Source organism: Novosphingobium ovatum, from assembly GCF_009909235.1.
GTDB lineage: Bacteria > Pseudomonadota > Alphaproteobacteria > Sphingomonadales > Sphingomonadaceae > Novosphingobium > Novosphingobium ovatum.
On sequence record NZ_JAAAPO010000002.1, the window covers coordinates 269,712 to 295,679 of the forward strand.

Annotated in this window: 24 protein-coding genes; 12 read left to right on the top strand and 12 right to left on the bottom strand. The window is 65.3% G+C overall.

Going from position 1 to position 25,968, the window contains the following annotated elements:
• Positions 1 to 6: 6 nt before the first annotated feature.
• Complete coding sequence (locus GTZ99_RS05440; RefSeq protein ID WP_161717273.1) at positions 7 to 1,404, bottom strand: MFS transporter; 1,398 nt, start codon at positions 1,402 to 1,404, stop codon at positions 7 to 9.
• Complete coding sequence (locus GTZ99_RS05445) at positions 1,401 to 2,315, bottom strand: alpha/beta fold hydrolase (protein WP_161717274.1); 915 nt, start codon at positions 2,313 to 2,315, stop codon at positions 1,401 to 1,403. Before GTZ99_RS05445 ends, GTZ99_RS05440 begins: the two co-directional genes overlap by 4 nt.
• 107 nt (positions 2,316 to 2,422) lie before the next feature.
• On the opposite strand from GTZ99_RS05445, the gene GTZ99_RS05450 reads away from it, so the two are divergent.
• The 4 genes from GTZ99_RS05450 to GTZ99_RS05465 are packed head-to-tail and all read left to right on the top strand — an operon-like array spanning position 2,423 to position 6,885.
• Positions 2,423 to 3,769: a M24 family metallopeptidase gene (locus GTZ99_RS05450; RefSeq protein ID WP_227711115.1), complete on the top strand. Its 1,347-nt coding sequence runs from the start codon at positions 2,423 to 2,425 to the stop codon at positions 3,767 to 3,769.
• Positions 3,766 to 4,599, top strand: a complete 834-nt coding sequence (locus GTZ99_RS05455) for an LLM class oxidoreductase (protein WP_161717275.1) — start codon at positions 3,766 to 3,768, stop codon at positions 4,597 to 4,599. The genes GTZ99_RS05450 and GTZ99_RS05455 overlap by 4 nt, the downstream gene beginning before the upstream one ends.
• Position 4,600: 1 nt before the next feature.
• A complete protein-coding gene (locus GTZ99_RS05460; RefSeq protein ID WP_161717276.1) occupies positions 4,601 to 5,857 on the top strand; it encodes an LLM class flavin-dependent oxidoreductase in 1,257 nt (418 codons plus the stop codon).
• Positions 5,857 to 6,885 (top strand): alpha/beta fold hydrolase, encoded by a 1,029-nt coding sequence (locus GTZ99_RS05465; protein ID WP_227711116.1) that lies wholly within the window; start codon positions 5,857 to 5,859, stop codon positions 6,883 to 6,885. The genes GTZ99_RS05460 and GTZ99_RS05465 overlap by 1 nt, the downstream gene beginning before the upstream one ends.
• A 78-nt stretch (positions 6,886 to 6,963) precedes the next feature.
• On the opposite strand, the gene GTZ99_RS05470 is transcribed toward GTZ99_RS05465, so the two are convergent.
• Entirely contained in the window at positions 6,964 to 8,259 is a 1,296-nt protein-coding gene (locus tag GTZ99_RS05470; RefSeq protein WP_161717277.1) for a serine hydrolase domain-containing protein, read from the bottom strand.
• A 287-nt stretch (positions 8,260 to 8,546) separates the two neighbouring features.
• Here GTZ99_RS05470 and GTZ99_RS05475 point away from each other — a divergent pair, with 287 nt between their 5' ends.
• The 5 genes from GTZ99_RS05475 (at position 8,547) to GTZ99_RS05495 (ending at position 13,020) form a co-directional block, all read left to right on the top strand.
• Positions 8,547 to 9,752: an FAD-dependent oxidoreductase gene (locus tag GTZ99_RS05475; RefSeq protein ID WP_161717278.1), complete on the top strand. Its 1,206-nt coding sequence runs from the start codon at positions 8,547 to 8,549 to the stop codon at positions 9,750 to 9,752.
• A 34-nt stretch (positions 9,753 to 9,786) separates the two neighbouring features.
• Positions 9,787 to 10,533, top strand: a complete 747-nt coding sequence (locus GTZ99_RS05480) for a maleate cis-trans isomerase family protein (protein ID WP_161717279.1) — start codon at positions 9,787 to 9,789, stop codon at positions 10,531 to 10,533.
• Positions 10,534 to 10,744: 211 nt separating this feature from the next.
• Entirely contained in the window at positions 10,745 to 11,959 is a 1,215-nt protein-coding gene (locus tag GTZ99_RS05485) for a class I SAM-dependent methyltransferase (protein WP_161717280.1), read from the top strand.
• Positions 11,956 to 12,315, top strand: coding sequence for a hypothetical protein (locus GTZ99_RS05490; protein WP_161717281.1), 360 nt, complete (start codon positions 11,956 to 11,958; stop codon positions 12,313 to 12,315). Before GTZ99_RS05485 ends, GTZ99_RS05490 begins: the two co-directional genes overlap by 4 nt.
• 27 nt (positions 12,316 to 12,342) lie before the next feature.
• A complete protein-coding gene (locus GTZ99_RS05495; RefSeq protein WP_320076640.1) occupies positions 12,343 to 13,020 on the top strand; it encodes a hypothetical protein in 678 nt (225 codons plus the stop codon).
• A gap of 225 nt (positions 13,021 to 13,245) precedes the next feature.
• Here the strand turns inward: GTZ99_RS05495 and GTZ99_RS05500 are convergent, their stop codons facing one another.
• From GTZ99_RS05500 to GTZ99_RS05540, 9 genes are all read right to left on the bottom strand, one after another.
• Positions 13,246 to 14,439: a CaiB/BaiF CoA transferase family protein gene (locus tag GTZ99_RS05500; protein ID WP_161717282.1), complete on the bottom strand. Its 1,194-nt coding sequence runs from the start codon at positions 14,437 to 14,439 to the stop codon at positions 13,246 to 13,248.
• Positions 14,436 to 15,353: a hydroxymethylglutaryl-CoA lyase gene (locus GTZ99_RS05505; protein ID WP_161717283.1), complete on the bottom strand. Its 918-nt coding sequence runs from the start codon at positions 15,351 to 15,353 to the stop codon at positions 14,436 to 14,438. Before GTZ99_RS05505 ends, GTZ99_RS05500 begins: the two co-directional genes overlap by 4 nt.
• Positions 15,350 to 15,961 (bottom strand): 3-isopropylmalate dehydratase small subunit, encoded by a 612-nt coding sequence (gene leuD, locus GTZ99_RS05510; RefSeq protein WP_161717284.1) that lies wholly within the window; start codon positions 15,959 to 15,961, stop codon positions 15,350 to 15,352. The genes GTZ99_RS05505 and leuD overlap by 4 nt, the downstream gene beginning before the upstream one ends.
• Positions 15,958 to 17,343 (bottom strand): 3-isopropylmalate dehydratase large subunit, encoded by a 1,386-nt coding sequence (locus tag GTZ99_RS05515; protein ID WP_320076641.1) that lies wholly within the window; start codon positions 17,341 to 17,343, stop codon positions 15,958 to 15,960. Before GTZ99_RS05515 ends, leuD begins: the two co-directional genes overlap by 4 nt.
• Complete coding sequence (locus GTZ99_RS05520; protein ID WP_161717285.1) at positions 17,340 to 18,362, bottom strand: zinc-binding dehydrogenase; 1,023 nt, start codon at positions 18,360 to 18,362, stop codon at positions 17,340 to 17,342. The genes GTZ99_RS05515 and GTZ99_RS05520 overlap by 4 nt, the downstream gene beginning before the upstream one ends.
• Entirely contained in the window at positions 18,359 to 19,993 is a 1,635-nt protein-coding gene (locus GTZ99_RS05525) for an FAD-binding oxidoreductase (protein ID WP_161717286.1), read from the bottom strand. Before GTZ99_RS05525 ends, GTZ99_RS05520 begins: the two co-directional genes overlap by 4 nt.
• A gap of 127 nt (positions 19,994 to 20,120) precedes the next feature.
• Positions 20,121 to 21,536 (bottom strand): FAD-dependent oxidoreductase, encoded by a 1,416-nt coding sequence (locus GTZ99_RS05530; protein ID WP_161717287.1) that lies wholly within the window; start codon positions 21,534 to 21,536, stop codon positions 20,121 to 20,123.
• Positions 21,537 to 21,543: 7 nt separating this feature from the next.
• Positions 21,544 to 21,900 (bottom strand): hypothetical protein, encoded by a 357-nt coding sequence (locus GTZ99_RS05535; RefSeq protein WP_161717288.1) that lies wholly within the window; start codon positions 21,898 to 21,900, stop codon positions 21,544 to 21,546.
• Positions 21,897 to 23,141: a class I SAM-dependent methyltransferase gene (locus GTZ99_RS05540; protein WP_201742386.1), complete on the bottom strand. Its 1,245-nt coding sequence runs from the start codon at positions 23,139 to 23,141 to the stop codon at positions 21,897 to 21,899. The genes GTZ99_RS05535 and GTZ99_RS05540 overlap by 4 nt, the downstream gene beginning before the upstream one ends.
• A 228-nt stretch (positions 23,142 to 23,369) precedes the next feature.
• Between GTZ99_RS05540 and GTZ99_RS05545 the strand changes: the two genes are divergently transcribed.
• Genes GTZ99_RS05545 through GTZ99_RS05555 form a run of 3 tightly spaced genes read left to right on the top strand, consistent with a single transcriptional unit; the run spans position 23,370 to position 25,863 of the window.
• Positions 23,370 to 23,678 (top strand): REDY-like protein HapK, encoded by a 309-nt coding sequence (locus GTZ99_RS05545; RefSeq protein WP_161717289.1) that lies wholly within the window; start codon positions 23,370 to 23,372, stop codon positions 23,676 to 23,678.
• Entirely contained in the window at positions 23,675 to 24,502 is an 828-nt protein-coding gene (locus GTZ99_RS05550) for an SDR family NAD(P)-dependent oxidoreductase (protein ID WP_161717290.1), read from the top strand. Before GTZ99_RS05545 ends, GTZ99_RS05550 begins: the two co-directional genes overlap by 4 nt.
• Positions 24,502 to 25,863: an MmgE/PrpD family protein gene (locus GTZ99_RS05555; RefSeq protein ID WP_161717291.1), complete on the top strand. Its 1,362-nt coding sequence runs from the start codon at positions 24,502 to 24,504 to the stop codon at positions 25,861 to 25,863. The genes GTZ99_RS05550 and GTZ99_RS05555 overlap by 1 nt, the downstream gene beginning before the upstream one ends.
• Positions 25,864 to 25,968 lie beyond the last annotated feature (105 nt).

Below are 25,968 nucleotides of genomic sequence, written 5' to 3' on the forward strand. Positions count from 1 at the left end.
GCGGTCTTATTCGCCCAGCGCGGCCTTGCGCGCGGCGTCCAGCTTGTTCGCGTCCAGATCGTACAGATAAAGGAAAAAGCCGTTCGCCAGGAACATGGCCATCGGGATCACCGAATAGCCGATCTGCAAGGCGAACAGCGCGCTTTCAGGCTGTTGCACCAGCTTGCCCCCCATGGTCGGGACAAAGTGGAACCAGGCCAGGAACACGCCCAAGAGCCCCGCGCCAATCGCCGAGCTGGCCTTTTCCACCACGGCCACGGTGGACGACATCAAGCCTTCGCGCGCGATGCCGGTGGTGAAACGGTCATAGGCCATCGCATCGCCCAGCATGGCGATCGACATCAGGATGATCGCGCCCGAACCAGCGCCCGACAGCACGCCGCGCCAGATCAGGCCTTCGACCGCGATGCCCTTGGACGCCAGCATCCAGCTGCCGCTGGCCGCGCAGAACATCAGCACGCCGATCAGATAGGTCCGGCGCTTGCCGATCCGCCGCCCGATCCGCACCCACAGCGGCATCGACAGCGCCGAAACCACATTCTGCGTCATCGACAGCCAGATCTGCCCTTCGTACCCCACGCCCAGCACGTTCAGCATGAACAACAGCGCGCAGGCCCCCATGCTGGCAAAGGCGAAGAACTGGAACACCTTGGCCCCCAGCAGCAGCATATAGGGGCGGTTCTTGGTCAGCAATTTGACCTGACCCCACAGCGGGGGATGGTCGGTGGGCGCTTCGCCGGCGGCGTTGCGCGGCGCGTGCAGGCGCGGCACCGACAGCGTGCAGGCCGTCATCGCGCCAAAGATGATCAGCGCCATGATCACCCCCATCAAGCCATAGGCATGGGCGTCCTTGCCATTGGCGTTGATCACGGCGGCGGTGCCAGCGGTCGCCAGCATCTGCCCGATCGAGACAAACACCGTCCGCCAGCCCAGCAATTTGGTGCGTTCGTGATAGCCATGCGTCAGTTCGGCGGGCATCGCGATATAGGGCACGTTGAACAGTGAATAGGCCGTGGAATAGATGATCTGCCCGGCGATCATGTACCAGATCAGCGCGGTTTGATCCAATTTGGGCGGCGAAAACAGCATGAAGAAGCTGATCGCCGAGAGCAGCGCGCCCACCGCCATGAAGGGCTTGCGGCGGCCCCAGGCGCTGCGGTGGCGGTCGGACAGATGGCCGATCACCACGTCCGCGATGGCGTCATACAGTTTGGCGCCCATCATGATCAGGCCGACAATGGCGGGCGACACGCCCATCACCGTCGACATGAACGCCGGGAAATAGGCGGTGACGGTATTGAGCATGATCGACACGCCCACCGTCCCCACGCCAAACCCCAGACAGGTGGCGGTGGACAGCGGCGCGTCGGCGCTGTGCGTTTGGGTGTGGGCTTGGGCGCTCATGCGGCGGCTCCTGTGAGAAAGGCGGTGATGACGGCGGCCTTGGCGGCATCGCCTGCGGGCACGGTGGCTTCCTGCCCGTCGGCCAGAATCTCCAGCGCCCGCGCGACCGAGGCGTTGAGCAAGGCCAGCTCGTTCTCGGGTTTGAGCAGCAGGGTGGGGGCGGCGACATGGGCCATGCGGTCAAACGCGGCATATTCAAACGCGGCGATGTATGGCTTGGAATAGGTGTCCATGGCTTTCAGCACGTCCAGCGTGATGCGGTGCAGCACCTGTGGCGGGGGCATCGGCACGGCCAGACGGCGGTCGGGCACTTGCATGAAATGCGGGAAAAACAACGCCTGATCGCGGCAGAAATTGAACGCCCAGATCAGGTGGCGGCCATATTGGTCGGGCTCGACCACGGGGGCGTAATTGGCGATCACCTGTTGGCGCAGGTCGTCGGGGTATTCGGTGATGCCGTCCAGAATGACTTTGCCGGTGCGGGCCGGGAACAGGGCGGCAAATTCGCAGGCAATCCGCGCGCCGGTATGGGTGCCATAGATGTGCACCCGGTCAAAACCCAGCCCGTCCAGCATCCGCGCCACCGAGTCGGCGAAATAGGCGATGTCGGGGTGGTCGCCCGCCGGCGCGCAGGAATCGCCATTGCCCAGCGTGTCGGGGGCGATAATGGCACCGGTATGCCCGGCGGCGCGAATGGCGCGCATCAGCCCCTGCGAAAACCACGATGACGCGGGTGAGGCATGGCAGATCACCAGCGGCAGATCGGTGGTGTCGGGGCTGGCGGCGGGCAGAATGCGCAGGTGCATCTGCCCTTCGGACAACCGCACAAAAGCGCGCTCGACAAAGGGTTCGGGGGGGGAGGGCGCGGTCGTTGGCGCGGCGGGCTTGGCATCGGGATTGATCTGGGTCATGGACAGGCAGGCTAACCCCATACCGGCGGGGTGCCGGTGTCATCGCGGGCCTGTTCATCAGGCGGATATTTGCGCCAATGAGGGCATTGAATGTGCCGCCGCCGCGCATGATCATCCCCATGAATGCCACCGGTTCCCCTTTGTTGTCGTCGCTGACCGCCAATCCGGCGGATGCGGCGCTGTATGATGCCCTCTCGCAAGGCGCCCCGATCAATGTCGAGGAAGCCGCGCGGGTGATGGATAGGCACGATCTGGATGCGATCCTGATCGGTGAGCCGGTGAGCGTGTTTCACGCGCTGGGCCACTGGCCGCAGATTGCCCGCACCCGGTTGGGCCAACCGCCCGGAACCTTTGCAATTTTGCGGCGTTCGGCGCCCGACAGGCCGGTGCTGATCACCAGCCGTTTCCTGCATTATTACACCTGGGCCGATGGCCGGGTGAGGCCTGACGTCGATTGCTGGCTGTATGATGACCTGGCCGATGATGATGGCCCGGTCGAAGGCTCGGCGCTGCCCGGCGATATCCCGCTGTGTCCCGATAGGGGTGCGGTAGCACTTTCGCCGCTGGAGGCGCATCGGCTGAGCACCAGCAGGGCCGCGCTCAACCACCGCCACGCCTATCGCAATGCGGGTGGGGCGATCACGGCGGCGCTGCGTGAATTGGGGCTGTGGCAGGGGCGTCTGGCCTGTGACCACCCCGTCTTTGCCGAGGTCCTGGCGCGGCATAACCACGCTGGTTTTGCTATCATTGACTACAATATCATGCGCGAAATCCGCCTGATCAAGTCGCCTTTGGAGATCGCGCTGATGTCCCGCGCGGCCGAGGCCAATGTGCAGGCGCTGGAGGCGGTGGGACATGCCGCGCGCGCCGGGGCGACCTATCGCGACATGCACGCCCTGTTCCGGGCCGAGGCGGCGGCGCGGGGCAATACCGCCGTGTTCCTGAACATCGACCGCGCCAGCAGCGAACTGGTGCCCTTTGCCCTGCGCGATGGCCAGGCGCTGTTTCTGGACGCGGTCAGCCATTTTCAGCATTATCACGGCGATTTTGCCCGCACGGTGTTCATCGGCGATCCGCCCGCCGCCGCCCGCCGTGCCGCTGACGCTGCCGCTTTCGCATGGAACGCGGTGCGCGAGGCGTTGAAACCGGGCCTGAAATATTCCGATATCGTCCGCATTGGTCAGGAGGCCCTGAAAAAGGGCGGGCATGACGCGATCATCGGATTTGGCCCGCATTCCTGCGGGTTGGCCCATACCGACGAGCCGGGCGAAGACGCGGGCGGGTTCTGGCGCAAGCCCGATATCACGCTGCGCCCCGGCATGATCCTTTCGGTCGATTGCCCGGTGCTGGACAGCGGCATTGGCGGCTCGGCCCATTGCGAGGATCTGGTGCTGATTACCCCCGACGGGTGCGAACCCATTCATTCCCTTCATGAACCGGTGATCGTTGTATGACACATCCCTTTATCCTCTCCGCCTCGGTGACGCAGGCGGAATTGTCTGATCCGGCATGGGCCGCGCCCGTGCTGGCTCAGGCGCAAAGCCTTGGTCTGGATATGCTTTTGCTGGGCCGCGCGGGGGCGCCGCTGGCCTTTGACGCGCAGGTGATTGCCGCGTGGGCCGCCTCGCAACTGACCACGATGGGTGTGGTGCCGGTGGTGGGCACGGGGCTGGGCCATCCGTTCCATACGGCGCGCGGGCTCTCGGCGGTGGACTGGCTGGCGGGCGGCATGCTGGGCTGGAACCCGGCCGGGCCGGACGCGGCGCAGGTGGCCGACATGGCGCGTGCCGCCAATGCGTTGTGGGACGGGTGGAGCGATGACACGCTGATCATCGACAAGGATTCCGGCCGCTATCTGGACACGACCAAGGTGATCGTGCCCGACTATCGCGGCAGCCATTACCGCACGCGCGGGCCAGTGAACGCGATGCGCCCGCGTCAGGGCAATCCGGTGCTGGTGGCCGATGCTGACGCGCCGTTTGATTTGGCGCAAACCGATATTTCCATTGCCGCACAGGGGCAAAGCGCGCCCAGCGCCCGGCTGCGCCTGATCCGCGTGGGGCTGGACGCGGATGTGGCGATGCTGGCCGCCGCCCATGCCGCAGGTGAAATCGCCGGCGCGCATGTGGATCTGGACGATGCCGTGGCGCAATTGCCGCAACTGGCCGCCGCCTTTGCCCCGGTGATTGAGGGCCGCGCCCGCGCCACCACCGGCACGCTGCGTCAACGTCTGGGCCTGCCGACGCCCTTTGTTTCCCATTCCGCTACCGAGGAGGCCGCCTGACATGGCCAAGCAACTGCATCTGTGGGCCTTTCTTCAGGGTATCGGCCATTATCCCAGCGGTTGGCGCCATGCGGGCGCGCGTCCGGCGGATGTGTGGTCGATGGATTACTACCGCCATGTCGGCCAGTTGGTCGAGCGTGGGCGGTTTGACGCCATCGTCTTTGGCGATCAGCTTCAGTCGCGCAAAGGCGGCGATCGCACGCCTGAACGTCTGGCGATGCCCACGCTGGACCCGATGGCGCTGCTGTCCGCGATTGCGTCGGTCACCAGCCATGTGGGCTTGGTCAACACGTTGTCGACCACCTATTGGACGCCGGAATCGCTGGCGGAACGGTTCTGGACGATGGACCGCATGACCGGCGGGCGCGTGGGCTGGAACATCGTTACCAGCGCGCACCCGGACACGGCGTGGAACTTTGGCGACGAACCGATGCCCGAAAAATCCGCGCGTTACCGCAACGCGCGCGAAACGGTGGCTGCCGCGCAGGCCATCTGGCGCCGTCTGAACGCCGAGCGGGGCACCAGCCCGCAGCAGCGCCCGGTGTTCGTGCAGGCGGGCCAGTCGGGCGACGGCCGCGATTTTGCCGCCCACACTGCCGAGGCGATTTTCTGCCCCGCCGCGACGATGGAGGATGGCATCGCCTTCCGTTCGGACCTGCGCGCCCGTGTGGCCGCCGCCGGGCGCGATCCCGATGGGGTCAAGATCATGCCGGGCCTCTCGTTCATTCTGGCCGACACGCAGGAAGCCGCGATGGCCAAGGACGCCGCGCTGATCGCGCTGGCCGATGATGACCTGTGCATCGAATATCTGTCGGAAAGCCTGTGTTGTGACCTGACGGTGTTTGACCGCAACGCGCCCGTGCCCGCCGAGGCCATTCTGGAGGCCACAATCCTCCCGCGCGAGGACATCGCCAAGGTGCTGGAGCGCCCGGTGTCGTCGGGGATGAGCCTGTTGCAGTTCGCCACCACCTATGTCCGCACGCCGCGCGGCCACAACGTGTTCCGTGGCACGCCGGAACAGATGGCCGAGATGATGATCTCCTGGATCAACGCCGGGGCAAGCGATGGGTTCACCATGCAGCCGGCCTATATGCCCGGCGAGCTGGAGATCTTTGTCGACCAGGTGGTGCCGATCCTGCAGGCGCGCGGCGCGTTGCGGGAGGAATATCCCGGCACGACGCTGCGCGAATCGATGGGCCTGCCGCGTTGGCCTGCGGATATGGGGCCAGCGGATATGGCGCAGGCGGAAGCCGTTTGATGGCACGCGGCCATCGCATGTTCCGGGCCGCCGCTGTTACCGGCGCGGCGGCCCTGCTGGCGGCGGCGGTGTGCACCCCGCTGACCGCCAGCGAGGCGCCCCTGGCGGTCACGCCTTCGCCTTTGCCGCCGCCGTCGGGCACGGTCCCCACATTGGCGCAGGCGCGGGCGCGCTGGGCCGGGGCGCCTTCACGCTTTGTCACGGTGGACGGCGTGCCGATCCATGTGCGCGAGGAAGGGCGCAAGGGCGCGCCGGTGGTGGTCCTGCTGCATGGCTCGATCGCCAATCTGCACGAATGGGATCTGGTGGTGCCGCTGTTGGCCGACCGCTATCGCGTGGTGCGGTTTGACTGGTCGCCGTATGGCCTGTCGGGGCCGGACCCCAGCGGCGTCTATTCCACCCCGCGCGCCGCCCAGTTGATGGACGGGCTGATGCGGGCGCTGGGCCATGACCGCTTTGCCGTGGTGGCGACCTCCAATGGGGCCAATGTCGCGCTGGAATATAACCGGGCCTATCCGGGCCATGCGGTGGCGATGGCGTTTTCGATGCTGCCGCTGGAACGGCCCAGCCAGACCCGCCAGATCGGCGCAAGGATGAGGGCGCTGGTGGCAGATCCGCGCCACAACAGCCCGCAATACCGCAGCCGCGAATTCTATCGCGAGGTGTTGCAGGACACCACGCCGCCCACTTTCCGCGCAAAGGACTGGATGGTTGACAGCATCCATGACGCCAATGCGCAGCCGGGCGCGCTGGCGCGGCAGGCCGACTATATCGCGGCCAATGTGCGGTTGTTCCAGACCACCGATGTGGGCGCCGTGGCCGAGGCGGTGCATGTGCCGGTGCTGTTGCAATGGTGCACCTATGACACGGTGATCAGCCAAAGCGCGCAGGCCTCCGTCCGGCGGTTCAAGAACGCGCAGGTGCGCCTGATCAACTACCCCACCTTGGGCCATTTTCCGTTCTGGGAAAACCCGCGCCTGTTCACCCGCGATCTGAAGCGGTGGCTGGGACAGGTGATGACGCGCTGATCGGCTTTTGCGCGTTGGAGAGGGAAGGGGGCGTGTCCAGCAATGGGCGCGCCCCCTTCTTGGGTTATTTGGCTTGGGTTATTTGGCGGCAGGGGCGGGTTTCAGCCCCAGTGCGCCCAGCAGCAGGTTGGGCAGATAGGCGTTGTCCCATTCGGGCTGCGTCGCCGATGGGGCGGGCGGGGCCGCGCCCAGACGCATGACGATCAGATCCGCCTTGGGCGAGATCCACACCACCTGATTGCCATTGCCGTCAAACATGAACAGCTTTGGATCAAGGAAAGGCGCGGAGTGCAGCACCTTTGGCCCAGCCGCTCCTTGCGCGCCAAAGCCGCGCCGTTGCAGATAGGGCTCGCCAATCCAGATGCCCAGACCGAAATTGGGGTTCTGTGGCGTGCCTTTGCGCATTTCGCTGACGTAACCTGTGGGCAGCAGGCGCCGTTTTTGACCATTGGGGCCGCCCCACACGCCATCCTTCAGCAACAGGATGCCCATGCGCAGATAGGTCTCGGTCGGCAGATAGGTGCAGCAGCCCGAATGGGCCAGCCCGCCGGGGCGATCGACCCAGATGCTGCCGCCTTGCGCGCCGATCGGGCGCAGCACTTCGTTGCTGATGAATTCGCCATAGCGGCGGCCGGTGGCGCGCTCGATCACATAGGCGACCATGTCGGAGGGCGCATTGGCATATCCATAGCGCGCGCCCGGTTCTGCGATCATCGGGTAATGCGCCATGGTGTATGGCCCGTGGTCCAGCTCCAGATAGGCGCGGTTGAGCGGGTGGGCGGGATCCATGGTGAACCCCTGATCCAGCATGCCCGAACGCATGTCCAGCAGGTGACGCACCAGAATGCGGCCCTGCGGCTTACCGGCGGTTTCGGGCAGGATCTGCGAGAGCGGCGTGTCCAGCGAGGGGATATAGCCCAGCGCGATCGCCCGGCCCACGGCAATGCCGGTCAGCGGCTTGGACAGCGATTTCGACACCATCTGTGTCGCCGTGCCCATGCCGGGGGCGTACCATGATTTGACCACCACGCCCTTGTGCCAGACCAGCATCGCGCGCGATCCCATCTGGGCGGCATAGGCGGCGGCCTGATCCAGCACCTTTGCGGGCAAGGCGCGGCTGGTGGCGGTGGGCAGGGCGCGATAGGTCTCGACGCCGGGCATCGCCTCCATCGGGTTGTAAGGGAAATCGCCGGGCGTCTTCATGTAGTCGCGATAGCGCTGCATGTAGATCGCTTCGGCATTGGCCGGGATTGGGGCAGGCGTCAGGGGTGTGACGACCGGGCGGGCCGGTTGGGCGGCGGGGCGGGCCGGTGCCGCTGCCGCGCCACCCAGCGCCAGCCCTGCCGCGCCAGCGCTCAGCAGGGCGCTGCGCAACAGCCTCCGACAGGCGGATAGAGACGGGGCGGGGGTCGCGCGGGGGGCGGTTCCGCAAGGTGTGGGCGCATGTATCCATGCCGTAATACGCATGACTTTCTCCCTGTATTTGCGCCCTATTCGCGCGGGGGTAAGGACTTTCCAGAGCCAACTTGCGGTGCGCGCGGCAATTCGCCCATTTTGCCCCATTCAATCACCGCTACGTGGATAGTTCCACCACATCGCGCACCGCCTTTGCATCATCGCGCCATACCACAGGCCACACGAGAGTTTGGAGGTCTTGCGTTATGTCAGGGGTAGAACGGTGCCAGGTTGCGATCGTGGGGGCAGGTCCCGTTGGCACGACAATGGCGACGCTTTTGGCCAAGGCCGGCTATGACGTGGTGGTGTTCGAGGCGGGGCTGGATTGCGCGCAGGATCTGCGCGCTTCGACCTTCCACCCCTCGACGCTGGAGATGCTCGACGAGATCGACATCACCCCGCTGCTGATCGAGCGCGGCTTGAAGGCCCCGGTGTATCACTGGCGTGATCGCACCAGCGGCGAAGTCATCGATTTTGATCTGTCGGAAATTTCGGACGTGACGAAGTATCCCTTCCGCGTCCAGTGCGAACAGTACCACCTGTCGCGCGGTCTGGCCGAAGGTCTGGAAAAATATTCGAACGCCAAGGTGCTGTTCGGCCACCGTCTGCTGACGGTTGAGCAGGATGACAATGGCGTTGACCTGTGTCTGGAAACGATGACCGACATCGTGCGCTATCGCTGCGACTATCTGATTGGTTGCGACGGCGCGAACTCGGTGGTGCGCAAGTGGCTGGGCATCGAATTCGACGGCTTCACTTACCCTGAGCGTTTCCTGACGCTCTCGACTAAGCTGGAGCTGGCCGATTACCTGCCCAACCTGTCCTATGTGAACTATGTCTCGGACCCGTCGGAGTGGCTGGTGCTGCTGCGCGTGCCTTCGGTGTGGCGCGTTCTGGTGCCGACCGATGCCTCGCTGGGCGATGACTATCTCAAGTCGGACGAGATCAAGGATGGCATCTTCCAGCGCCTGCTGGGCACCGACCTGCATGTCGAAACCGGCCACCGCACACTGTACCGCGTCCACCAGCGCGTTGCCAAGTCGTTCGGCAAGGGCCGCGTGATGCTGGCGGGCGATGCCTGCCACCTGAACAATCCGCTGGGTGGTTTTGGCATGAACTCGGGCGTGCATGACGCGTTCAACCTGTTCGAAAAGCTGGAACCGGCGTTGAAGGCTGGCAAGCCCAACGGCAGCCTGGAACTGTACGACCGTCAGCGTCGCACCGTGACCCACAGCTTTACCCAGTCGCAGACGATTGAAAACATGGCCTATATCAAGGGCGGTTCGGACGACGCGCATGCGCGCCGTCGCGAGGCAATGCTGGCCATCAAGGGCAATGACGAGAAGCGTCGCGCCTATCTGATGCGTCAGGCGATGTATGAAAGCCTCGCTCAGGCCGCCGCTATCCAGTGATCGCAGCACCCTTCAAGTAAAAGGAGAATGATCGATGGGTGACGTATTGGGATGGCGCAAGTTGATGGGGGTGATCGCCCCCTCAACCAACACCACCGTCCAACCCGACATGGAACGGATGCGCCCGGTGGGCGTGACCAACCATTTCAGCCGCATCTTTGTCGAAGACCCGCTGGCGCTGTCGAACGAGGATTTCCTTGCCGGCACGCAACTGATCTCGGACGCGACGATGGACGCGGTCCGTTCGGTCATGACGGCCAAGGTGGATTACCTGGTGCTGGGCATGTCGGCGGTCACGTTCTATGGCGGCGTCGAAGGCGGCCGCAAGTGGAAGGCCAATGTCGAGGAAGTCGCGGGCGTTGGCGCCAGCACGGGCGCCGAAAGCGTCGTGGCGGCCCTGAACGCCTTTGGTGGCATCAAGAACGTCAGCTTTGTTTCGCCCTATTACCCGGTCGCGAACGCCGAAGTGCGCCGCTATTTCGAGGAATCGGGCTTTACGGTCAAGCGTGACAAGCCGTTGCAGTGCAAGCGCTGGACCGACATCGCCAAGGTGACGCCGGAAGAACTGCGCCCCGTGCTGGACGAGCTGGACGGCGATGACGTCGATGCCGTTGTGCAGGTTGGCACCAACCTGTCGATCATCGATTTGGCCGCGGAATATGAGCAAAAGCGTGCCAAGCCGTTCATCGCGATCAACACCGCGACCTATTGGCATGGCCTGCGCGCTTGCGGCATCCATGACAAGATTGAAGGCGTTGGCCGTCTGATGGCGGAATTCTGACGCTTTTGCCCTGTGCGTCACGCCAAAGGCGGGCGGATGGGATGGAATGACCGACGGGCGATATCGGACCTTATCGCCAAATATGTTATACGATTGATACATATCAACGTATCGCGATGCCACTTATGGTGGGGAGAACATCGGCCACAACGCCAACGGCGGGAACACAACAGGCGCAGATCAGCGCCCCCGCCCGGACTGGAGGACCAAGATGACTTCCGACCTGCCACCGCCCTATACGGCTTTGACCCGCCATCCGATGATGGCCGTGACCAGCCATGACGAAGCCGCGCGCTTCAACTTCCTTACCCTGATGAACCGCTACATCTCCGGCACGCTGGGCAAGGGCAACGCCCTGGCCTATGAGAGCCGGGTGCTGCCCGCCTTCAAGGCGGTGCATGGCCGCGAGCCGGAAAACCGCGAAGAAGTTCGCGTGGCGATGAACCAGGACACCTTCCATCGCATGTGGTCGGCGCTCAAGCGCAACACGATGGAAATGCGCCAGCACAACGGCCGCCAATGCGTGCTGCGTCAGCTGGACCAGCTGGACGCCATGGCCCGTCAGTTCAACGAGCATTCCGGTCTGCTGCATCTGGACCCGTCGGTCGAGCAGCCGATCTATAACACCTGCGTCGACATCCACTGTCAGCCGGGCGGTTATCACGGCGGCGAACGCCCCGATGACGTGACCGTGGGCGCCAATTATGACGTGGGGCTGTTTGCCACCACGGGCGGCGCGCTGGGCAGTCTGAACGATGGCGGCGGTCAGGCCGTGGTGGCCCATATCAAGGCGAACATGCCCGATTTCGCCCCCAAGCGCATTCTGGATATCGGCGCGACCGTGGGGCACAACGCCGTGCCGATCGCGCAGGGCTTCCCCGATGCCGAGGTCTATGCCATCGACACCGCCGGCGCCTCGCTGCGCTATGGGGCGGCCCGTGCGGCCAGCCTGGGCGTCAAGAACATCAAGTTCGTCCAGTGCAGCGGCGAGGACCTCTCGCGCTATCCCGACAATTATTTCGACTGGGTGCAGACCACGATGTTCCTGCACGAATTGTCGGCGGACTCGATGCCCCGCATTCTGGCCGAGGCACACCGCGTGCTGCGTCCGGGCGGGCTGATCCTGCATGTCGAACAGCCCCAGTACAGCGACAAGATGCCGTTGCTGGAACAGATGCTGCGCGATTGGGATGCGTACAACAACAACGAACCGTTCTGGTCGGCCATGCATGGGCTGGACCTGATCGAGGAGATGGAAAAGGCCGGCTTTGCCCGTGACGCCCAGTTTGTGGCGGGCGTGCGCGCGGTGGCCGATTCCAAGCTGTTCCCGCCTTCGCCCGATGGCGCCCAGGAAGACTATGGCCGCGCGGCCATCTGGAACGCCTATGGCGCGATCAAGACTGTTGCAGAGGAGAAGGTGGCATGACCGAAGGTATCGACTGGATCGCCCGCAGCGGTCTGCGCGCCAAGGGCGGCCGCCCTGTGTTCTTTGACGAGCCGGCGGTGGACCGTCTGACCTCGATGTGCATGGCGCTGGCGGCCGAATTGTCGGCCACACGTGACCGTCTGGACACGGTGGAACGCCTGTTGGCGCAGTCCGGTTCTCTGAACATCGGACAAATCGAAGCTTATACCCCCGATTATCAGGCGGGTGTGGAAAGAGGTGAATCTACCCGGGCCTACATCGCCCGTGTGATGCGCGGCTTCCAGCAGGAGGTAGAAGCTATGGAATACCCGGATCCGCCGGTAACGGACTGGGTGGACAAGCTCTCCCGCCGGTAAGCCCCGTCCAGATCCGAGGGGAAAGACGTGATACAGGAAGTTCTCGTACTGCGCTGGGTGCACATCATCTGCATGGTCTATTGGCTGGGCGGTGAGTGGGGCGTGTTCCAGACCAGCTACAACATTTTGAACCGCAATCTGTCGATGGAAGAACGCCGCCGCCACATGGAGACGGCCTATCGTATCGACATTCTGGCGCGCACGGGCATCATCACCCTGCTGCCGCTGGGCCTGCACATGGGCCATATCTATGGGCTTCAGCCTTTGGGCGGCGCATGGCTGGTGGGCATGTGGATTGCGGTGGCGGCATGGCTGGGCCTGTGCTGGAGCGCGTTCATCTTCCGCGAGAGCGATCTGGGCATCCGTCTGACCAAGATCGACGAGGCAGTGCGTTATGTGCTGATCCCGACGATCTTTGTGGTGGGCATCGGCTCGCTGCTGGGTAAGGACTGGCTGGTGGCGACCGAAGGCAGCCGCTGGTACGCGACCAAGCTGACGCTCTACGGCTTTGCGCTGTGCATCGGTCTGGGTCTGCGCTGGATCATGCGCCGCTGGACCACCGCGTTCCGCATTCTGGCGCAGGGCCCCAACGCCCAGATCGAAGCCACGCTGACGCGCGACTTCTTCCTGGGCCGCTGCATGGCCTATGTCTACTGGATCACCATCTCGGGGATCTGCTTCCTGGGCACGGTCAAGCCGTTCTGATCGTTCCGCAAGGGGCTGGAAACAAAGGGGGCAGGGGGCTTTGGCTTCCTGCCCTTTTTCCGTTGGTGCCGCGGCCCTTGGTGGGTCAGAGGGCGTGGGCAGAGGGCGGGGGCGTGGGCGCGGGCGCGGGCGCATCACCACCTGTCTGCTGCGTTGCACAGCAAAAACCCCCGCCAGCGCCGGGCTGACGGGGGGTTTGGTGGTGTCGGCCTTGCGGCGGGAGGATCAGCTTTCCGCCACCGCTCCGCCAGAGATCAGCGCGTCGATCTGGCCTGCGTCATAGCCCAGCCCCGCCAGCACATCGCGCGCGTCCTTGCCCGGCGTGGGCAATACCGCGCCGCCACCGGGGCGCAGGCCCGCCATCTCCAGCGGGATCGTCGGCAATTGCGTTTGCGCGCCCGTGTCCAGCGTCACCGGCTCCAGCCCACCGGCGGCCAGTTGCGGATCGTCGAACAGCTCCTCGGGCTTGCTGACGGGGGCAAAGGGGATGCCGGTGCCTTCCAGCCGGGCGATGATTTCCGCGCGGGTAAAGGTGGCAACCTTTTCCCGCACCGTGGGCAGGATGCGGTCACGCGCCAGCACGCGCTGGTTGTTGGCGCGGATGCTCTCGTCCGCCCACAGCTCGTCAAAGCCCAGCAGCGCGCAGAACTTTTCCCACAAGCTGTCGGAAACCACGCCGATGAACACCGGCAGATCCTGCGTTTCGAACACGTCATAGATCGCCCATGCCGAAATGCGCGCGGGCATCGGGGCGGCCGGCTTTCCGGTGACGGCAAACTGCGCCATGTGCTGACCCACCAGATAGGCGGTGGTTTCAAACAGGCTGGCGACGACCTTCTGGCCCTTGCCGGTGCGGTGGCGTTCCTCCAGCGCGGCCAGAATGCCGATCACGCCGAACATCGCGCCGGTGACGTCGATCACGCTGGAGCCAGCCCGCAGCGGGCGCCCCGGAGGCCCGGTCATATAGGCCAGACCGCCCATCATCTGCGCGACCTCGTCCAGCGCGGTGCGGTTTTCATAGGGGCCGGGCAGGAACCCCTTTTCGCTGCAATAGATCAGCCGGGGGTTGACCGCGCTCAGCGCCTCATAGGACAGGCCCAGCCGGTCCAGCGCGCCGGGGCGGAAGTTTTCGACCAGAATGTCGGCCTTGGCGGCGATGTCCTTGGCCACGGCCAGCCCTTCGGGGCTCTTCAGGTCCAGACAGATCGACTGCTTGCCCCGGTTGTACATCGGGAAATAGCCCGAACCCGAGCCCAGCAGACGGCGCGTCGGATCGCCACCGATCGGCTCGATGCGGATGACTTCGGCGCCCAGACCCGCCAGAATATGACCCACCGCCGGGCCCATCACCATGTGGGTGAATTCAGCGATGCGGATGCCCGCCAACGGGGCGGGCGTTGCGGCTACAGGCTCGCTCAACGCGTGGTCCTTTCATGATAGTCAAGCATCACGCCCGCGTCCGGGGTAAAGCCATAAAGCGGCTCGTCCGGCAGGGCTTGGGTCAGGATGGAACGGACCTGCAACAGCTTTTCCAGATCGATTCCGGTGTCATAGCCCATGCTGTTCAGCATCAGCACAAGGTCTTCGGTCACCAGATTGCCCGACGCGCCCGGCGCATAGGGGCAGCCGCCAAGACCCCCCAGCGAGCTGTCGAGCGTGGTAATCCCTTCGTCCAGACCCGCCAGCGCATTGGCCAGACCCAGCCCGCGCGTGTTGTGCAGGTGGAGCGTTGTCAGCACATCGCCCACCTCTGCCCGGACGGCGCGGACCAGTTGGCGCACCTGACGCGGATCGGCATAGCCGGTGGTGTCGGACAGCGACAGCTCCTTGGCCCCGGCCTCGACACTGGCCACCGCCTGACGCACCACGGTCGCCTGGGGCACGGCGCCCTCAATCGTACAGCCGAACGCCGTCGACAGGCCAACGGCGAAGTGGACGCCCGCATCGCTGGCGATGGCCGCCATCGCGCGGATTTCCTCGATCATCTGCGCGTGGTCCTTGCGGACGTTGCGGATCGAATGGGTCTCGCTCATCGAAAAGGGCGCGGAAAAGCCATGCACGCCCGCCTCAACCGCGCGCGCCGCGCCCTTGGCATTGGGGACCAGCGCGACAACGTTTAGCCCCTCGATCGTGCGGGCAAAGGCCACCAGTTCGGCGGTATCGGCCATTTGCGGCAACAGGCTGGGCGGGACAAAACTGCCCACCTCAATCTCCCGTACGCCACAGGCGGCCTCGGCGGCGATCCATGCCTTCTTGGCCTCCAGTGGCATGACCGGCTTGATCGATTGCAGCCCATCGCGCGGGCCGACTTCGGATATGGTAATGAAAGTCATAGGTAAATCCATGGGCGCGCGGCGCGGTCGGCGGCGGTCCACGCGCCGATCGAGTCTTGCGACTTCAACGTCAGGTCGATGGCGTCCAGCCCCTCCAGCAACATCTCCTTGGGCTCGGCGTCGATGGCAAAGCCATAGGTCGCATCGCCGCAAGTGACCGTCTGCGTGGCCAGATCAATGGTGACTTCGCGGCCCGCCAGCGCCTCCACCGCGCCACGCGGCAGGACCACCGGCAACAGCCCGTTGCGGATGCAATTGGCGGCAAAAATCGGGGCAAAGGCCGGCGCGATCACGGCGCGGATGCCATATTCGGCCAACGCCCACACCGCATGTTCGCGTGACGAGCCGCAGCCGAAATTGTGTCCGCCCGCGATGATCCGCGCGCCCGCATATTCGGGCAGGTTCAGCACGAAATCGGGGTTGGGCAGGCGGGTGCCATCGTCCGTTGGCACATAGCGCCATGGGGCAAACAGCCCTTCGGCAAGGCCGGTGCGGCCGGTGGATTTCATCTCGCGGCTGGGGATGATGGCGTCGGTGTCGACATTGTCGGCCAACGCGCCGGGGTTCAACGGCGCGGCAACGGCGGTCAGCGTGGTGAACGGCGTCATTGGGCGGCCTCCGCCATCAGATCGCGCGGATCGGTGATCGCCCCCATCACGGCGCTGGCGGCCACCACTTCGGGGCTGGCGATATGGGTGCGGATGCCGGGACCTTGGCGGCCTTCGAAATTGCGGTTGGTGCTGCTGATCGTGCGGCTTCCAGCGGGGAAGCTTTCGCCGCCTGCAAAGAAGCACAGCGAGCAGCCGCTCATCCGCCATTCGAAACCGGCGGCCTCGAACACCTTGTCCAGCCCCTCGCCCTCGGCGGCGCGTTTGACGGCCATGCTGCCGGGGACGACCAGCGCGGTCTTGATCGAGGGGGCGATGTGACGCCCGCGCAGAATGTCCGCCGCGCGGCGCAGATCGGACAGGCGCGCGTTGGTGCAGGACCCGATAAAGGCAACATCGATCGGCGTGCCCGCCATCGTCGCCCCCGGTTCCAGCCCGATATAGTCATGCGCGCGCTGCGGCCCCTGCGGCACCGCGGCGCCCACGGGCACAGCATGTTCGGGGCTGGTGCCCCATGTTACCATCGGGCGGATTTCGCTGGCATCGATGACGATTTCAGCGTCAAATACCGCGCCATCGTCGGTCTTCAGATCGGCCCAATAGGGCGCATCGAACGCGGCAGGCGCATAGCGCCGCCCTGCCAGATAGGCATAGGTTTTGGCGTCAGGTGCCACAAAGCCTGCCATGGCGGCAAATTCGGTCGCCATGTTGCACAAGGTCATGCGCGCCTCGATGTCCAGCGCCTCGACCGCCGGGCCGGCGAATTCCACTGCATGGCCCGCGCCGCCGCCCGCGCCATGGCGCGCCAGCAGCGTCAGCGCCATGTCCTTGGCCGTGACGCCTTTGGGCAGCGTACCGGTAAAGGTCACGCGCATCGTCTTTGGCCGCATCAGGCGCAACACGCCGGTGGCCATGGCGTGCTCGGCCTCGGAGCTGCCGATGCCCCATGCCAGCGCGCCTAGCGCGCCCTGTGTGCAGGTGTGGCTGTCGGGCGCGACCAGCGTGCAGCCGGGCAGCACAATGCCCAGTTCGGGCGAGACGACATGGGTGATGCCCTGATCCGCATCGGTCACGTCAAACAGCGTGATTCCGGCGGCCAGCGCGGCGGCGCGGGTTTCGGTGATGAAACCCTGACCGCCCTGCATCAGCGTCTGATCCCCCCGGCCCGGACGGGTGTCGACGATGTGGTCCATCACCGCGAACACGCGCGCCGGATCAATCACCGGGCGGCCTGACGCGGCCATGCTTTTCAACGCCGAAGCGCCGGTGCGTTCGTGCAGGAACACCCGGTCGATCGCCACCAGATCGGCGCCCGCCGCCGTGGTGGCGGTGACATGGGCGTCCCAGATCTTGGCAAACAGGGTACGAGGCGCGGTGCTCACTGGCTGGCGCCTCCGGCGATGTCGACGATCACCTTGCCCATGGACCTGCCCGACAACAGCCGTTCGACCGCGTCATACACGCCCGCAAGGCCGGTGTGGTGTTCGCTATCGAACGTCACCTTGATCCGGCCCTGTTGGTACATCGGGAACAGGCGGGCGCGGGCTTCGGGCCAATGTGCGGTCAGCAGACCGTTCATGAAGCCGCGCACGCTGGCGCCCTTGTAATAGATGTCATTGGCGATGCGCGGGGCGCTGACGATCTCGGGTTTGCCATTCAGGTCGGCGGCGGCGCCTCCCACGACCAGACGGCCATGGTTGGCCAGATTGGCCAGAAACGCGTCATAGATGCTGCCCGACACGGTATCGACCGCCACGTTCAGCTTGTTTTTGTATTCGGCGGCCAGCACCGCGCCCACGTCCTCGCTGCGATAGTCGATGACGCGGGCGGCGCCCAGCGAGCGGACGAAATCGCACTTGTCCTTGCCACCGCACACCGCGACAACGTGGCAGCCCATGTCGACCGCGATCTGCACCATCAGATGGCCCAGACCACCCGCAGCCGCCGAAATCGCCACCGTCTCGCCATGCTTCAACTCACCGATCACCGTCAGCGCGACCATGGCCGAAACACCCGTGCTGGCCAGTGCCAGCCATTCGGGGGCGGCCTCTGGCACCTTCAGGAAATTGGCGGCGGGGCCGGTGTTTTCCTCACGATATCCGCCGGTAAAGCGCGTGGTCACCACCGCGTCGCCCACCGCCAGATCGGTCACGCCTTCGCCCACGGCCAGCACGCGGCCCAAGGCCTCGACGCCGGTAAAGGTGGGCAGGCCGATCTTGACATAATCCACCGCGTTGCGGGCGATCTGGGTGTCAAAGATGCCGTTGACGCCGCACCACAGGTTCTGCACCCGCACCTCGCCCGGGCCGGGCTGGGCAACGGGCAGGTCGACGATGTCGCAGCCTTCACGGAACGAGGGCGCGAAACGGGTCAGGCGGATGGCGCGATAGGTGTCGCTCACTGTGCGTCCCCCTTGGCCGGCGGGAAGCCCAGACAGCCGGGGTTGAACTGGCCCTTGGGATCGACGGTCGCCTTGACCGCGTCCAGCACGCGCAGGAAGGCCGGGTTGCGGCTCTCGCGGTATTTATAGCTGCGGCCGATCTGGAAGTGGGCGCAACCGTACTTCTCGCAGATCCGCTTGACCATCTCGCGCCCGGCGGTGACGAAAGCGGTCGCTTCCTCGGCATCGCCCAGCTTCTTCAGCTTGGCCAGATGGGCCGGTTCCACCATGCTTTCATGGATCGGGCGATAGCCCTTGGGCCAGAAGAACACCGGCTCCATCACGATCGCATTGTTGTGCAGCGTCGAGAACAGGAAGCCGTTGTGGATGCCCAGACGGTCATAGTCGGCCTGCATGCTGTCGAAATAGGCCTTGATCTCGGCGAACATCTTGGGCGCGTTCGACAGGCTGACCTGACCATGCACCGGGATCCAGCTTTCGCCCTCGGGCCCCAGGATCGAGTTGGGCGGCGGGAAGGGCATCGCGCGGATCACCTTGGCGATGGTGTTGGCGATCTCGACGCCGTCATATTTCTTGGCGATCTCGCGCGCCTTGGCCAGATCGGCGGCGACGGCCTCGGCGCAGCGGCCCTCGGCGGTGATGTGGAGGGGGTATTCCTCCTCCTCGATGAAGCTGCGACCGGCCTTGGCGATCTTGAACGCGGCCAGCAGCGACTTGAAGATGTTCTTTTCCTTGAGCATCACCGCGCCCAAGGCCTTCACATCGGCGGTCATGCCCATGCGCTTCATGCGCACCTTGGTCAGGCCGGGGTCAAAGCCGCAGGTTTCAGCGGCGATTCCCGCGCGCGCCATCTCGCCCAGCGCCTGCAACATGATCGGCCCGGTCTTGAAGCTGAAGCTGGCCGAGTCCTCGAACGCGGGGCGCTGCATCAGGCGGAAGGTGATCTCGGCCTTGATGCCCAGCGTGCCAGCGTCGCCCATGAACAGGCCCGCCAGATCGGGGCCATAGTGGCGATAGAACGGCGTGTCGCCATCAGGGCCACGCGCGCCGGTTTTCAGCACGCTGCCATCGGCCAGCACCATGGTGATGGCGATCACGCTTTCCGAAGATGTGCCGTAATGGCCGCAACCAAACATCGCGTTCAGGTTCGACAGGCCGCCACCGATGGTTGACCAGATGCCGCTCATCGGGCCCCAGAACGGCAGGCGCAGGCCCATCGGGGCCAGCGTGTCATCAATCGTCTTCCACGAGGCGCCCGCCTCGACCGTGATGGTCATGTCGTCCGGGCTGACCTTGAGGACGCGGTTCATCCGGCTGGTGTCGAGGCTGATGGTGTGCGCGTCGGCCGGGTAATAGCCGCCGGTATAGCTCATGCCCGCCCCGCGCGGCGCGATCGAGACGCCAGCGTCCGCCGCCGCCTTGACCACCGCAGCCAGTTCGGTGGTGTTGGCGGGGGAGACGATCAGCATCGTGGTGAACGCGCTCTTGTCCCAGATGTCTTCGGAAAACAGCGCGCGCGAGGCGTCATCGTCACGGATGTTCTCGGCGCCGACAATGCCGCCGAGCACGCCCTTCAGCGCGGTCAGGCTGTTACTGATGGACGGCGTTGCGGTGATGGTGGCCTCGCTCATGGTGAACTCCAGTGGATCCTGTCGGAAAACGTATAGATTTATGACAATGTCGCGCGGGGGTGGGGGTGGCTATCCAACTGTCGGAGAAAACACCGGGAAATTGGACAGATGGGGGCGGGAATGGGTGTCAGGCCGGAGCGGGGGCCGGGGCGGACAGGGCCTGACGCGCGGCCGACAGGCCGGCCATGCGGCCCAGCGTGACCGCCGTGCACAGGCCCATCGCAGGCAAATAGCCCCAATGCGCCGGGCCAGAGACTGAACGCGCCGCGCCGCCACCGGCGAACAGGTTGGGCAGGGGGCTGCCATCGCCGCGTAGCACGCGGGCCTGTCCATCGATCTGCAAACCGCCCTGTGTGTGATAGATCGCGCCCACCACCTTATATGCCAGCAGTGCGCCGGAGGGCGGGGTGTCATCGCCGGTCCAGCCACGGCCCTGCGCATCGGCGCGGCCCTGCGCACGTGCCTCGTGCGCCTCGGTCAGGGCGGCGGTCAGCGCGTCGGCGGGGACGCCAATGGTGGCGGCCAGTGCGGCGGCATCGGCCCCGCGCTTGGCGGCGTTCAACTCGGCCAATTGGCGCATTTCGGGCGTATAGGCCTGATTGGCGGCGATGCGCTCGTCCAGAATGACCCAGCACGCGCCGCCTTGGGCCATGACCGGGTGCACCATCCCGGCGATGTCCTCGCTTTCGTCGCAAAAGCGTTCACCGCGGCCGTTGACGATGATGCCGCCATCAACAATCACCCCCGGCACCACCGAAATCCCCTGCGGATCGGTCAGCATGGCATAGCCCTGATAGGCCCCCATGTCGCCCACACCCGCGCCCAGTTTCTGACCCAGCACGACGGCGGTGCCGTCATTGCCCTCGTGGCCGTTGTTGCGGGCGTAGCCGGCCTCGGCGGCGTGGGCCATGACGGGGATGTGCTGCGCGATCAGGGCCTCGTTCGCGGCATAACCACCGCTGGCCAGGATCAGCGTGTCGCAACCCACCTGCTCGATCGCGCCATCGGGGCGGGCCAGCGATACGCCCAGCACGCGGCCCGTGTCATCGGCGTGGATCTCGACCAGCTTGGCCCCCAGCAGCACGTCGATGCCTTCGTCCTGCAGCTTTTTGTGCAGCAGATCGACCATGTCCTGACCGTCGTGCCCGTGCCAGCCATGCATGCGATAGGTCGACAGGCCATAGGAGGGGCGGAACCCCATATCCAGTTCCCATGGCATGCCCAACCGATCGGCCATCCAGTCCAGCGTCGGGCCGGAATTGTCGGCCAGCGTGCGGGCGATCACCGGATCGGTCTGGCCCTTGGTCTTGGCGATGATGTCATCATACAGCGATTGCGCGCTGTCATGGATGCCCTTGGCGGCCTGCGCCTTGGTGCCCGCCGCACAGATCAGCCCCATCGACATGCCGGTTGTGCCCATCGGCCGCTCGTCCGCCTCGACCAACAGGACATCGGCGCCAGCATCCTTGGCGGCCAGAGCCGCGATACAGCCACAGGCCGCGCCGCCCACCACCAGAACCGGTATGGTGAATTCAAATTCCATGGCGCGCTCAGCCCTCCGCCAGTTCGTCGGCCATTTCGCCGCTGGCCACATCGCCCGACGCGGCGGCGGCCTCGTTCTCCTGCTGCACGATGCGCAGGATGCGGGCGATGAATTCCTGATTCCACATCTGGCGCTCGGCCGCTGCGGCCTTGTCCGGGACAAAGGTGTCGACCTCGCCTTCGGCCAGAATGCCCTTGGCTTTCAGCAGGCGTTCCAGCGTGTCGTTGCGCTGCCGCGCCACGGCCAGTTCCTGCGCAAGGCTCATGGTGATGGCCAGCACCTTCTCGACCTGCGCGTCCAGAAAATAGGGGCGCTTGCCCGCAGGCTTGGCGCCCGCGTCCTTCAAAGCATCGGCAAAGCTCATGCCACGGCTCCAATCACATGCCATGCCGCCTTGCGGCCGTAATCCTCGGTGTCGTCCTCGGCAGCGTCGGGGAACAATTCGCGGTCCACCACGCCATAGACCCCGCCATGGATGATGGCATCGCGGGCAAAGCCGGCGGCCTCCATCTCGGCGTCCAGGTCCATCTCGTGCATGTGGCTCCAGAACGGCTCGTTGTTATAGAACGCGTCCCAGTCACGCATCGCCTGTTCAAACAGGGGCATGTCGGGGGTGTATTGCGGCTGCTCGACATGCAGGACGATGCCGCCCGGGCGCAGCAAACGCTTGCTCTCGCGCATGATGTTGCGCAGCGCGGGCGTCGACAGTTCGTGCAGGAACATCGTGGTCTGCACCCAGTCAAAGCTGCCATCGGCAAAGATGCCGCGCAGGTCCTCGCCACTGGCCTGCACAAAGCGGACGTTCTCCACGCCCAGCGATTTGGCCCGCGCCAGACCATAGCGCAGCACAGGCGCGCCAAGGTCAACAATGGTCAGCTCCGCCTCGGGGAAGGCCAGCGCCAGCGGCAGGCTGGAATGGCCCACCGTGCCGCCGATTTCCAGAATGCGCTTGGGCGCGAAATCGGGCAGGTTCTTCTTCACCCATTTGACCACGGCATGGCCGCCGCCGTCCGAGAACTTGCCCAGCAGGCCGCCGGTGGTGACAAAACCCGCGTGGTCGTAATTGGCGCCGTTGGTGACATCGCCCGGCACATATTCACTATGATAGCTGCCCGGCATGCAGTGGTGGTCCACCGCCGAGACATAGCGCGGAATTTTGAGCGCCGGGTTCAGCGACAGGCGCGGATCGCCATCGATCAGCGCGGCCGCGCGGGCGTTCAGCGCCTCGCGCTGGCGGATGGCGGTCCAGCGGCCAGCCTGTTGGCGCTGTTCCATGGTCATGCGGCGCAGCGCCGACCACGTGCAGAACGCGGGGTCCTCCAGCATCGCCTTGCGCGCTTCGTGGCGGGTGGCGATGGGGCGGCCATGCTTGGCCTCGAAGGCGGGGACGACGCGCGCGTCATAGGCGGCCTTGACGCCGGGGACGACTCGCGCCGCCAGATGGCGGTTCATCTGCGCCAGAAAATTGATGCGCTCGATCTCGTCATGGCTGGTGTCGGGGAACACGCCATGGCGGCCGATCACGCGGTAATCGGGCGGGCCGTCATACTGGGCGGCGGGATCATTGGGTACGGGCTGGCTGACAGCCGGGGTGGGGGTGGGCAAGGCGCTTTCCTCACTTGTTATATTTATAGGGTATATTATCAGGGTGACCGCCGCAAGGGAGCGCGGGGCGCCCGCTGTTCGAAATACGCCATCTGGCTGACCGACTGTCGGACAGCGCAGGAAACAAGCCCCCATCGCGCGATCCTGTGGCAAAACCGGATATCTTTTCCGCGCGGCCTGTCGGTGCACGCTGGCCGCGCCTCACACATTGTCAAAAGGGACCTGCCCATGCGCCTGATCGCTTTGTTCAACCTCAAGCCCGGTGTGGACCCGCAAGCCTATACGCAGTGGGCCAAGACGGTGGACCTGCCGACGGTGAACGGTCTGGCCTCGGTCGACTCCTTCCGCGTGTTCAAGTCGACCGGCGTGTTGGGCAGCGATGCCACGCCGCCCTATCAGTATGTTGAAATCATTGACGTGGCTGACATGGATCAGTTCGGCGCGGATGTCTCGACCGAGCTGATGCAAAAGGTCGCCGCCCAGTTTGGCGAGATGGTCGATGTGACCTTCCTGACGACCGAGGAAATCTGCGCGTGAGCGGGCGTTTTGCCGGCAAGGTTGCCGTCATCACCGGGTCTGGCCGCCGCGCTGGTCTGGGTGAGGCCATCGCCCGCCGCCTGTCCGAGGAAGGCGCCACCGTGGTCATTTCTGACATCGGCGCGAGCCGTGACGCCGCCACGCCGGACAGCATGATCGGCGGCACGCAGGAAATGCAGGACATCGCCGCCAGCATGCCCAACGCGGCCAGCACCTGCGTGTGCGACGTGCGCGATCCCGACAGTGTGCGGGCGCTGGCCCAGCATGCGGTGGACACCCACGGCAGTCTGGACATCTGGGTGAACAACGCGGGCATCGGCTATATCATGAAGCCGTTGTTTGACGTGTCGGCCGATGATTGGCGCGCGGTGATCGACGTCAACCTGACGGGGGCGTGGTTTGGCCTGCAGGCCGCCGCCGAGGTCATGGTCAAGCAGGGCCGTGGTGGCCGCATCATCAACATCGCCAGCCAGGCGGCCAAGTCGGGCTTCCCCCATGCGCAGGCCTATACCGCGTCCAAGCATGGTCTGGTGGGCCTGACCCGCAGCGCCGCGATCGAGCTGGGTGAGCATGGCATCACCGTCAACAACGTCTGCCCCAACCACGTCACCACCGGGCTGGGCGCATGGCAGAACGCCCACTTTGCCGAAGCACAGGGCATCACCGTCGAGGAATACCGCAAGCGCATGGCCGCCCGCATCCCGCTGGGCCGTCCGGGGCTGCCGACCGATACGGCGGGGGCTGTTGCCTTCCTGTGTTCAGACGATGCGGTGTATATCACCGGCGAAAGCATGAACGTGTCGGGCGGCGAGGAGCCGCATTGATGGCTAATCCCGCTGAGCGGTTGGTTGATCATGCACTGAACCTGCGGTGGGACAACCTGCCGCAGGCGGTGCGGGACAAGGCGGCGATCTTCCTGCATGACTCGCTGGCCGTGGGCGTGGCGGGGGCCAATGCCGCCCATGCCGACGGCGTGCTGGCCATGGCGCAGGGCTGGGGGGCTGGCGATACGGCGGGTGTGCTGGGGCGTCCCGGCGTGCGCCTGCCAGCGCCTTCGGCGGCGTTCGTCAACGGGTTCCAGATCCATGGGCAAGAGTTTGACTGCGTCCATGAACCCGCCGTGCTGCACCCGATGGCCACCGTTCTGTCGGCCGTTTTGGCAGAGGCGGAACGCGGCGATCCTGTCAGCGGCACCGAATTCCTGACCGCGATCGTTGCGGGCGTGGATGTGGCGGTGACGCTGGGTCTGGCCGCGCCGGGGCCGCTGAAATTCTTCCGCCCGGCAACGGCGGGGATCTTTGGTTGTGTGGCCGCCATTGCCCGTTTGCGCAACCTGCCGCGCGAGATGGCGCTGGACGCCTTTGGTCATGCGCTGGCGCTGGTGTCGGGCACGATGCAGGCCCATCTGGAGGGCAAGCCCGCCCTGCCGGTGCAAGTGGCCAATGCCGCGCGCAACGCGCTGGTGGCGGTGGATCTGGCGCGGGCAGGCATGCCCGGCGTGCGTGATCCGCTGGCCGGGCCGTTTGGCTATTTCGCGCTGATGGAAGTGCGCGAGGAGCTGGAGGCCGCGATCGCCCTGCTGGCCACCGGCCACCGCATTCCAGAGGTCAGCTGGAAGCCGTTTCCCACGGGCCGCGCGGGCCATGGCGGGATCATGGCGGTCACCGGCCTGATGCGCGATCAGGGGCTGACGGCCGAAGGGCTGGACCATCTGGAATATCACGCCCCGCCGCTGATCCACCGCCTGTTGGGCCGTCCGGCCAAACCGGGGATGGAGCCGGGCTATGCGCGGTTGTGTCTGGCCTATCTGGCGGCGGTGGTGCTGTTGCGCGGAGAGGTCGGGCTGGGCGATTTTGGCCGCGACCGGCTGGATGATCCGGCGATTCTGGCGCTGGCCGCGCGGATCTGTGTGGTGGCTGATGACAATCCCGATGCGGCGGCCTTTGTCCCGGCGCAGGCGCGGGCGCATCTGACCGATGGGCGTGTGTTGACGGCCGATGTCACGGCGCAGTTCGGTTCGCCGCAATGGCCTTTGTCCGATGCGCAGCACCGGGCCAAGGCGCTGGATTGCCTGCGTTTTGCCGGACTGGAGGGCGCCAATGACGCGCTGGCCGATGCGGGGCTGGGAATGGCAGGGCATGGTGATGCCATCGCCGCGATCCGCGCCGCTGGCGTGCTGGGATAGGGGCGCGGGGCGATATACGCCAAATAGCGCTTGATATGTATTAAATCTAAGCCATAATTTGGCGCGACATGCACGCAAAGGGGGCCCCGCCATCTGGCCTTGCCC